This is a genomic window from Vibrio sp. V39_P1S14PM300, from assembly GCF_009904765.1.
Classification (GTDB): Bacteria; Pseudomonadota; Gammaproteobacteria; order Enterobacterales; family Vibrionaceae; genus Vibrio; species Vibrio proteolyticus.
The window spans coordinates 1-8,745 of record NZ_WXWP01000175.1 but is presented as its reverse complement, the minus strand read 5'-3'; the positions used below and the strand labels follow the sequence as shown (position 1 = coordinate 8,745).

The window sequence follows — 8,745 nt, the reverse complement described above, 5'->3', positions numbered from 1 at the left end:
CCTGAAGAGACACGTTTGCACCTATTGCGTAACGTTGCCAAGCAACAGACCGAACAAGCAGAGAACAGTCGCAACGCTCGCCAGGTGGTAACTCCGGCCTCGGATGAACTTTGGCTAGAGTACGACGAAGCCACCGATGCTAAAAAAGCGTCCACCAAACAGCGGTACGAGCTGTGCATGCGTGTTAAGGCGTACGTCGACGCTGGCATGAGTATGCGTAAGTCAATGAAGCGTGTTGCGGAGGAGTCTGGTGGAACGTACTCCAAAATCGTGGCCTGGTTCTACAACACTCCCGGGCTGCAAACCAACAAAATCCCAGTGGAGGACTGGTTGCCAGCATTGTTAGATAAGCAAGGCGTTCATGGTAAACGCACGGCAGCCTTGTCACCTGAAGCATGGTCAATGTTTAAAGCCGACTTTTTGCGCCCTGAAAAACCGACCGTGTCTGAGTGTTACCACCGTATGGTGAAGGCCGCAGAGAAAAACGGTTGGGATGTGCCTTGTCTTCATACAATTCGCAGCCGAGTCAATGATGACCTTCCTTATGAGCTGCAAGTCTATTGCCGGGGCGGTTTGTTTGCTACGAAGCAAGCCTTGATACCAGCACAGCGTCGAACCCGGGCTGGTATGCATGCCATGCAGCGTGTATCGGGCGATGGCCACGAATTCCGTATTCGATGCCACTTGGAAGATGGCACCGTTATCCGTCCCACCGTATGGGTATTTCAGGATGTCTACAGCTCCATGGTGGTGGGCTATGCGATTGATGTCAGCGAAAACACAGAGATGCTGGGGATTGCTCTTTTCAACATGGTTTCAAAGTTTGGCATCCCAGAAATGTTCGACCTTGACCGAGGCTCAGTCGCACTCAGTGAAGCCATGACAGGTCGTACCTCACGTCCTAAAGCCACAGGCAAAGGCAAGTTAGAGCACAAAAAGTTTGATAACGCGGAGATTGAAGGCGCCATCACGGCGCTGGGCTCAACGGTCAACTGGACTCGAGTGGAAGATGACAACGTCGGCCGTAAAGGCAACGCCCGGGCCAAACCCGTTGAACGCCTATTCCATTCTATAGGTGGTATCGGTCAATTTGAGCGTCATCCAGCTTTTGCCGGTGCTTACACTGGTGAATCCGCCACCAGCAAACCTGCCAATTACGGTGAAACCACGGTCCCCGTTGAACGGGTGGTTGAACTGTTTGCCGAATGGGTGGCGGATTGGAACCGTCAAGAAGGCCGACGCAGTGAGATGGCTCGCGGTCTCTACAGTTACGAACAGGTATTTGAACAGAGCTATCGTCAAGTCCAGGTGCGTAAACCCACGGCAACACAATTGCGTCTATGCCTGCACCGTACTCGTAAAAGCGTGAAAGTGCACGAAGGTGGCTTAGTCGAGCTCAATGCCGGGCGTTATAGCAAGCATTTAGCCAACCGCTACCGCAGTCCGTTGTTGTTCGGATACATCGGTCAAAGCGTCCACCTACGCTTCAACCCTTATGACTTAACCGGGTGTGTGTATGCCTACAGTGAGCGCGGTGAGTTCATTGGTGAAATCCCACTGTACGCTGATGTGGCGTATGACGATTTAGGCGAAGCGCGCCGCCAGAACTTATACCAAACCAAAGGGGTTAACCACGCCGCCTGGCTGAAAGAACAAATGGTCGAGTTAACGAATGACGACCTTGTTCAGTTAGCACGCAGTGATGAAAAACCGGAGCCACTCGGCGGTATGGTTCCAGGTATTGCACAAATGACACCTGAGTTAGCCAGATCGCCCGAGATGCATCAAATGAACCCAAGTGAGTTTGATGGCTTGTTTGAGAAAAAAGCGGTGGGGGCAGATTTTGAACCCACGATGGATTTGGATGCATTCATGCAGCAATACGGAAAAACGAAATGACCTCAATTATTCAACAAGTCCTAACAGTGAAAAGCAGTGAGAAACTGAGTAACCGTAAGATTGCTAAAGAGTCGGACATCGACGAAGGCATTCTCAGTAAACTGCTTAATAACAAGCCCTATACCGGTGATACCAAAGCCCAGCTCCAGAAACTTGAAACGTGGTTGAATACACGTAGCACTCGGATCGAAGAGTTTGCTGATACGCACCTGAAAGAGCCGGAATTTCTCATGCTGCCAACCGCGGAAACCATTTGGAAGCTGATGGATATGGCTCGCACCATGCGCCGCTGGTCGATGGTCTATGAAGGCTCTGGCATTGGTAAGACGGTGACCGCAGAAGAGTATCAACGTCAGCACAACAATGTCTGGATTGTCACGGCCTCCAATCTGTGCAAGTCCGCGCGCGCCATTTTGTCTGAGCTGTGTGAACGCATGCAGATCAAAGCCACCAACATGACGGTCTACCGTATGCAAAAAGCGATCGCGCAAGCCCTGGACGGCTCTAATGGGCTCATCATCATCGACGAGGCGCAATATCTGTCGGATGACGTTCTCAATGGTCTGCGTATCTTGGCAGAGCGTAAATGTGGTGTCTTTTTACTGGGCAATGACGTGGTTCGCAGCCGGATGAGCGCAGCCCGCTCCCAGGTCAATCTGAATCCAATCTGGAGCCGGATGATCCGTCCGACTTGCATCAAGACCGCGACAAAAGCGGACATCCGCCATTACATGCAGGCCTGGGGGATCACCGATGAGTCGCTGTTTCAGGCAGCGTACAATATCGTGCCTAACACCACCGGGCAACTCAGAACGCTGGGTGACATGATTATGCTCGCCAGTTCCTCCGCAACACGAAATCAGGAAGCGCTGACGCCTAAGCATCTGACTGCAGCGCATCATTATCTCAAAGAAAGCATTGGAGTGTGACCATGAATCGTCGAGGAAACGACAGTCTGAATACCGTATTGGCGCTGTTGCGTTGCCACCAGCCCTGTACGGCCAGGCAAATAACACAAGCGGAGTGTTGCTCGGTGTCAATCAGTGCTGCGAAAGCGCTGCTTACCAAAATGCACCAACATGGCGTGGTGGAGTGCGTGGGCAAAGCGAGCCAGAGCTACCTGTATCAATTAACGGGCGTCGCAGCCTATGGCACCTGCCTGCAATGTCGAACTCAAACGCCGGTATGGAACCTTCGAGAAGGTCAGTGCTCGTATTGCCACAAAAGCACGTTAGGGACCAACCAGCAGTTGGCATCGGATTTTGCGTTCTTGACACACCCTGCTTTTCAGCTCATTCATCGGGTATTTCGCCCATGGGAGGACGCATGAGCCGAATGCACACGGACGAGTTTGTCTGGCTTCGTGGCGGCTACGTTGTCAGCCGTAAGCCTAAAGGTCGGGGCGAGTTTGTGATAAGCAATTGCCCACTGCTGATTGAAAGCGACATGCCGAAATTCGACATCGTTCTGCATGACCACGGCGCTGCGCGCCATATGCAGGCGGTCCGGCTTAATCACGACATCATCTGTTGGGAAGCATAGAGGAGACTCTCTATCCAAGCAATGATTCGAGATTTTGATAATTAACTTACTAGCCTATTCAGAGAGGCAAACCAAATAAAAGGAACAAGCATGGCCACTGATCAACTCACTCAACGAGTCAATTTGGAAATGGTAATTCACTTTGAGCCGAATGCGCGAAATGGTATTGGCGAGTTCTTTATCTCTGATTGCCGAGCAGAAGCCATCACTCAAGTGGACTCGGCAATTGCAGTGACCGCCTATGGGGCAAAAGACGCAGCGTACCAAGCGATCAACCAATTCTTAAAGCAACAGAACGAGCTTATCCAGGCCGACCATTTTGTAAAAACAGGAGTACTACAATGAATCAAACGACCCAAGCACCGGAAGTGAAACCCACTCGCCTGGCAGCACCCGAAGGCTTTGTTTATAACGCGGAAGGCAATCTGATTGCCCAGTGCAACATTCCAGCTCATGAGCTGCGTAAAGATGCCTTTGTTACCGGACTGGTCAAACAGGTGAAGTCACAACGATCGCTGCTGCAGACGTTCAAAGAGAATCTGGTGAAAGCCTTTGAAGAGTTCCGCATTGAAATGCTGGAGCAGTACGGCACAAAACTGCATACCCGTGGAAATGGCGAGAATGTGGCTATGTTCAGCTTCGATGGCAAATACAAAATCACGTACAAAACCGCCAAGCTGAAAACTCTGGGACCAGAGCATGATGCCGCCCGGCAACTGGCTCGGGATTACTACAACAGCCAGAAAGATAAATTACCTCATGATGTGCTCATCGCCGTCCAGGACTTCTTTGTCAATGATGCGTCGATTGCCAATACTATTAGCTTTATTGGAAAAGACTTTCAGGATCCAATGCTGCGTCAGGCGCAGTCGGCCGCGAAAGACTCCCTGTTGGTGATTGGCAGCAAATCGTACTTCAATTTTTATGAGCGAGACGAGCAAGGCGAATATCAGCAAGTGCACTTAAACTTCACAAAACTATGAGGATGCCATCATGGATAAAATATCAGCACTCATTAACACCAGCGTGGACGATGCCAAGGCTTCATTGCTTTACACGCTAAATCGCGACCCTCAGGAAGCCAAAGACACCGCAGAACATGTGTTGGCCGCTATTCCTTCTCTGAAGGGCAACATGACCCGTGTGGCGATGCTTCGCACCATTATACGCAAGGCCAATAAACAGCTACTCGCAACGAGTAAATAAACCCAATCGCCCACCCACTCAATACAGGCAAGCGGCGCTTCAGGCGACCCCGCTTTGGCTTCGCTTTGCCTGAATTTGGTGAAACGTATATTCAACCCCGATTTAAAGGTATCTCAAAATGGATATTCAAACTGCTCAAAAGCAATTTCCTATAGGTCAGAAAGTGAAGTATTTCCCACTGTTAAATGTTGCTGAATACTTTCATGTTGGTGAAGTAAGAAGTGAACCATGGGAAGTGTGTGGTGAAGTTGTCGTCGCTATCACAGGGAAGGCTGGCGGCCTGTCTGTTGAACATTTGGAAGTGTTTGAAGAAGTTGATGGAAAGGATAACCACTCATGACTAATAAGACGTTTCAAGGATTGATGGAGCACGAGTCTCACCAACATCCTATTACCCCTATCACTGGCCGCTTTATTCTTTCTTCATTGGACGGTGATTTCAAATTTGATGAGGAATTTAAAATCGTTAAAAACGCAGAGGGACCCCCCATGCTGGATAATCCTGCCACTGTTTATTTTGAATCAGACCTAGGCGAGGGAAAAGCGAAGTACTGGACAGATAATATTGAACAGGCGCATGTGTTTTCAGATTTCGAAAGTGCTTTGTCAATGCGAGATAAAACAAACAAAAAGTATTCACCTGTCACCATATTAGCCATAGGAGGTGTTCATGACTCGCTACAAGCGCCGTATTCGCACTTATCAACACCAGCGCAGCCGGAGATGGTTCCAATATCAGAAGAGAACAAATCCAGCGATTACACCGTCGAAATCGTCATTGATACCGTCGGCATGACACTTTTGCGTGCTGAACTGGACATACAACAACCATTTGATGTCCAACGTAGCTTATGCAGCATTGACCGCCGTATTGGCGATTGTGTAAGAACCCGGAATTTTACACGTGCCGCCCGGCTTCAGGAGATGTATCAAGCACTTCAGACCGTACAGCGTAAACAGAAGGTTCTTGAACATGACGTGTAAAATGATTGAACGCATCAAGAAGCTGCTGCGTCTGGCTCAATCTGCCAACGAACATGAAGCTGCCGCCGCCATGTCACGCGCTCAGACTTTGATGCAACAGCACGGGCTATCGTATGAGAGTCCTGAACTCAGCGATGTACAGGAGATCCTGACAAAGTCCCGCTTTAAGGCTAAGGGACATACTCAATATTTTTCTGCGTTAGCATCAATGATAGCCCGTGCATTTGGCTGCAAGGTGCATGTGAACTGGAATGCACTTTCAGCCACACGAGGCGTCGTATTTACTGGTCACCATGAGCGCCCAGAGGTCGCCGCCTACACCTATGATGTGTTAGAGCGGCAACTCATTAACGCGCGCAAGACGTATATCACCACATTGAACAAACGCATCAAGCGCAGTACCAAAACCGCCCGTGCTGATCTGTTTTGCGAAGGTTGGGTGGCCAGTGTTGAGCGCCTAATCAATGATTTTGCACTCACCGAAGAGGAGTCCACACAACTTAACTCTTACCTGCAGGAGCTTCATCCAGATCTAAAGAGCACTCAAGCACGTGAAGCATCCACCAAATACGCACGTGGTGGCGTTGATGAAGCGCTTTGGGCTGGACGCCTGGCGGGGAAAAGCGCGACCCTGAATCAAGGTGTTAATGGGCAAAATCAAGGCAAGCTGACAAGCAGGTAGTTTAAACCAACGAAGAAAGCGTAAATGCGTATAAGGCTATATACGTTTTGTTAACTAGCACACCTTTTTAATGGTGTGCTTTTTGTATGTAACTAATTTCATTGTAGTATTGTAGGTTATTCACCCATAGGTAAAGTATTCAGGAGATATTATGGATTTTATCGATCGCTTAAAGGCTTTAGCAAAGAAAGTGGATCAAGTTGCTACTACTTTAACAACCGAAGAAGCTACTAAGAACGCATTGATCATGCCATTTTTACACTCAGTTTTAGGTTATGACGTTTTTAACCCAACAGAAGTGATTCCAGAGTTCACTGCTGATACTGCAACAAAGAAAGGTGAAAAGGTTGATTATGCCTTAATGAAGGATGGAGAAGTTCAAATTCTGATTGAGTGTAAAAAGCTTGGTGAGAAATTATCAACAAAACACGCTGGACAATTGTTTAGATATTTCTCTGTCACTAATGCTCGAATTGCAGTCTTAACAAACGGAACGCAATATCAATTTTTCACAGATCTCGATGCTCCAAATAAAATGGATGAAAAACCATTTCTGACATTAGATCTAGAGAATTTAGATGACCATGTTGTTCCTGAAGTAAAAAAGCTCACGAAGACTTCTTTTGATGTAGAGTCTGTTGTTGATGCAGCTGGTGAGCTCAAGTACCTAAGTCAAATTAAGAAAGTGCTTTCAGAGCAGTTCTCTGAACCTGAAGAAGATTTCGTCAAGTTCTTTACATCAAAAGTATATGATGGAGTGCAAACACCTAAAGTCAAAGCTCAGTTTTTAGAGTTAACAAGCAAAGCGGTTAAACAGTTTTTAAATGACAGTATTAATGCTCGCTTACAATCAGCAATAGGTTCCGAGGCTAAACCGTTGAAAAATTCGGGGAACGAAGAGTTAGAATTAGAGGACATTGTTGATGATAGAAAAGTATCTAAGATTCATACGACAGATGAAGAAACAGAAGGCTATAACGTCGTAAAAGCGATTCTCCGTCAAAAATTCGATGTATCACGAATCATCGCTCGAGATACACAAAGCTATTTTGGCATCCTATTAGATGATAATAACCGTAAGCCACTTTGTCGTTTGCACTTTAATGCAAAACAAAAATACATTGGTTTAATTGGGGATGATAAGAAAGAAACTCGCCACCCTATTGAATGTGTCGATGACATTTTTAACCATTCAGACCTGTTACTGGAAGTGGCAGGACGATACGAGTAATTTGAATCGTTTGTTTCACCAACCGCCTCGCAAAGGCGGTTTTCTTTTTCCTATCGTCGACCCAATCCAGACAAACCAATCAAAACGCATAAAATATCACCATGTTTTTCGTGAGTGAGTAACGTTTATGGCCATTTCCACCGTTCGCTATGGACGGCCAAGAGTCGAATACCCCAAATCCTCTGCAGACAGAACCCGTGACAGTCGCTTACGCAGCAAGGCGTTAGGGCGTGTAGAGCGCAAGTTCATTCTCGATGCGGATACCGATGCGCTCTTTGATGAGCTCCGCCTTCGTGCCGGGTTCAGCACCAAAGAAAAATCTGAGTTCTTCGCCGCGCTGTTGCTGCGTGTCGCGAACAAGAACTGGCTCGGTAAACCCTTCACCTTACCGATTGAGGAGGCGCTATGAAGATGAACATTAACCGCCATACGTATTACGGCTTGGTGCACAAAGGCGTCAAAGCGCTGCTTGAAGATCGCCTGGGCTTTTTTGATGACGACGAGTACCGTAATTACCTCGGTATCACCACCGGCAAGACCAGTTGTAAAGCACTCAGTGATGACGAGCTTCGTCAAGTGGTGCAGGAATTAAAGCAAGAAGGCTATCTACTGGATTCACCGCAATTTAAAAAACGACTCGGTGGTCAGTCGCCCCGTCAACCGTCAGGCAACCAGTGGGCCAAGCTCGCTATACTGGCGAAAGCGATGGGCTGGACGGGATTGAACGACCCGGCGCTGGACAGCTTTGTGGCTCGCACAGTAAAAGTCGAACGCGCCCGCTGGCTGACGCGTGACACGATTCGTCAGGTGATTGTAGGGCTTGAGCGCTGGGTTGCGGGCAAGGAGGCCTCATGTCACGACGAGTAAAGTTTCGGGCCGAGCCGCGTTATGAGGTGTTGAATCCTCAATCGCAAGATGAGCTCGAGGCACTATTGCGCGAGATGTATCCCGACAACCGCATTGCGGCCAGTGAGTTTCAAGCGGCGCTCAATCAAGTGGATAAGGCGATCATTAAAAGCGATTTGGGGATCCGTAATTGGTACACCCCAAAAGAGTTGGCCGAGTACCTGTGGAGAAGGAGTAACTATCATGCCATCGAAACCGATCCGTATGCTTCCAGCTTATGAGGTCTTTAATAGCTGCACTCGCACACAGCGCAACCATGTGCGAGATGGCTACTTCTTTGCCTCTAAATTACAAA

General features: G+C 48.3%; 14 protein-coding genes. All 14 read left to right on the top strand.

Annotation, left to right across the window (positions count from 1 at the left end; all coding sequences use genetic code 11):
* Positions 1–1,899 (top strand): transposase domain-containing protein (locus tag CAG65_RS08860; RefSeq protein WP_161453396.1); only part of this gene is annotated, 1,899 nt, incomplete at its 5' end.
* Positions 1,896–2,828: an AAA family ATPase gene (locus CAG65_RS08855; RefSeq protein ID WP_161453395.1), complete on the top strand. Its 933-nt coding sequence runs from the start codon at positions 1,896–1,898 to the stop codon at positions 2,826–2,828. The genes CAG65_RS08860 and CAG65_RS08855, both read left to right, overlap by 4 nt.
* Positions 2,829–2,830: 2 nt before the next feature.
* The gene (locus CAG65_RS08850) at positions 2,831–3,229 is read left to right on the top strand and encodes a replication-relaxation family protein (protein WP_161453394.1); all 399 of its coding nucleotides are present in this window, start codon (positions 2,831–2,833) and stop codon (positions 3,227–3,229) included.
* Complete coding sequence (locus CAG65_RS08845; protein ID WP_161453393.1) at positions 3,226–3,441, top strand: hypothetical protein; 216 nt, start codon at positions 3,226–3,228, stop codon at positions 3,439–3,441. Before CAG65_RS08850 ends, CAG65_RS08845 begins: the two co-directional genes overlap by 4 nt.
* Positions 3,442–3,531: 90 nt before the next feature.
* Positions 3,532–3,786 (top strand): hypothetical protein, encoded by a 255-nt coding sequence (locus CAG65_RS08840; protein ID WP_161453392.1) that lies wholly within the window; start codon positions 3,532–3,534, stop codon positions 3,784–3,786.
* Entirely contained in the window at positions 3,783–4,424 is a 642-nt protein-coding gene (locus tag CAG65_RS08835) for a DUF3164 family protein (protein ID WP_161453391.1), read from the top strand. Before CAG65_RS08840 ends, CAG65_RS08835 begins: the two co-directional genes overlap by 4 nt.
* A gap of 10 nt (positions 4,425–4,434) precedes the next feature.
* On the top strand, positions 4,435–4,647 hold the full coding sequence (locus tag CAG65_RS08830) for a hypothetical protein (protein WP_161453390.1): 213 nt from the start codon (positions 4,435–4,437) through the stop codon (positions 4,645–4,647).
* A 118-nt stretch (positions 4,648–4,765) separates the two neighbouring features.
* A complete protein-coding gene (locus CAG65_RS08825; protein ID WP_161453389.1) occupies positions 4,766–4,987 on the top strand; it encodes a hypothetical protein in 222 nt (73 codons plus the stop codon).
* Positions 4,984–5,631 carry a hypothetical protein gene (locus CAG65_RS22065; protein WP_202599324.1) on the top strand — a complete coding sequence of 216 codons (648 nt, stop codon included), beginning with the start codon at positions 4,984–4,986 and terminating at the stop codon, positions 5,629–5,631. The genes CAG65_RS08825 and CAG65_RS22065 overlap by 4 nt, the downstream gene beginning before the upstream one ends.
* Positions 5,621–6,313: a DUF2786 domain-containing protein gene (locus CAG65_RS08820; protein WP_161453388.1), complete on the top strand. Its 693-nt coding sequence runs from the start codon at positions 5,621–5,623 to the stop codon at positions 6,311–6,313. Before CAG65_RS22065 ends, CAG65_RS08820 begins: the two co-directional genes overlap by 11 nt.
* Before the next feature lie 151 nt (positions 6,314–6,464).
* Entirely contained in the window at positions 6,465–7,544 is a 1,080-nt protein-coding gene (locus CAG65_RS08815) for a type I restriction endonuclease (RefSeq protein ID WP_161453387.1), read from the top strand.
* Between the two features lie 127 nt (positions 7,545–7,671).
* A complete protein-coding gene (locus tag CAG65_RS08810; RefSeq protein ID WP_161448296.1) occupies positions 7,672–7,953 on the top strand; it encodes a hypothetical protein in 282 nt (93 codons plus the stop codon).
* Between the two features lie 2 nt (positions 7,954–7,955).
* Entirely contained in the window at positions 7,956–8,411 is a 456-nt protein-coding gene (locus CAG65_RS08805) for a regulatory protein GemA (RefSeq protein ID WP_237668241.1), read from the top strand.
* Positions 8,396–8,671, top strand: coding sequence for a hypothetical protein (locus tag CAG65_RS08800; protein WP_161448292.1), 276 nt, complete (start codon positions 8,396–8,398; stop codon positions 8,669–8,671). Before CAG65_RS08805 ends, CAG65_RS08800 begins: the two co-directional genes overlap by 16 nt.
* The last annotated feature ends 74 nt before the right edge of the window (positions 8,672–8,745 follow it).

What these genes read in the sequence shown, in the direction of transcription:
- CAG65_RS08825 (WP_161453389.1), top strand. Translation starts at nt 4,766, where the DNA reads ATGGATATTCAAACTGCTCAAAAGCAATTTCCTATAGGTCAGAAAGTG.
- CAG65_RS08855 (WP_161453395.1), top strand. Translation starts at nt 1,896, where the DNA reads ATGACCTCAATTATTCAACAAGTCCTAACAGTGAAAAGCAGTGAGAAA.
- CAG65_RS08840 (WP_161453392.1), top strand. Translation starts at nt 3,532, where the DNA reads ATGGCCACTGATCAACTCACTCAACGAGTCAATTTGGAAATGGTAATT.
- CAG65_RS08845 (WP_161453393.1), top strand. Translation starts at nt 3,226, where the DNA reads ATGAGCCGAATGCACACGGACGAGTTTGTCTGGCTTCGTGGCGGCTAC.
- CAG65_RS08805 (WP_237668241.1), top strand. Translation starts at nt 7,956, where the DNA reads ATGAACATTAACCGCCATACGTATTACGGCTTGGTGCACAAAGGCGTC.
- CAG65_RS22065 (WP_202599324.1), top strand. Translation starts at nt 4,984, where the DNA reads ATGACTAATAAGACGTTTCAAGGATTGATGGAGCACGAGTCTCACCAA.
- CAG65_RS08835 (WP_161453391.1), top strand. Translation starts at nt 3,783, where the DNA reads ATGAATCAAACGACCCAAGCACCGGAAGTGAAACCCACTCGCCTGGCA.
- CAG65_RS08810 (WP_161448296.1), top strand. Translation starts at nt 7,672, where the DNA reads ATGGCCATTTCCACCGTTCGCTATGGACGGCCAAGAGTCGAATACCCC.
- CAG65_RS08850 (WP_161453394.1), top strand. Translation starts at nt 2,831, where the DNA reads ATGAATCGTCGAGGAAACGACAGTCTGAATACCGTATTGGCGCTGTTG.
- CAG65_RS08800 (WP_161448292.1), top strand. Translation starts at nt 8,396, where the DNA reads ATGTCACGACGAGTAAAGTTTCGGGCCGAGCCGCGTTATGAGGTGTTG.
- CAG65_RS08820 (WP_161453388.1), top strand. Translation starts at nt 5,621, where the DNA reads ATGACGTGTAAAATGATTGAACGCATCAAGAAGCTGCTGCGTCTGGCT.
- CAG65_RS08815 (WP_161453387.1), top strand. Translation starts at nt 6,465, where the DNA reads ATGGATTTTATCGATCGCTTAAAGGCTTTAGCAAAGAAAGTGGATCAA.
- CAG65_RS08830 (WP_161453390.1), top strand. Translation starts at nt 4,435, where the DNA reads ATGGATAAAATATCAGCACTCATTAACACCAGCGTGGACGATGCCAAG.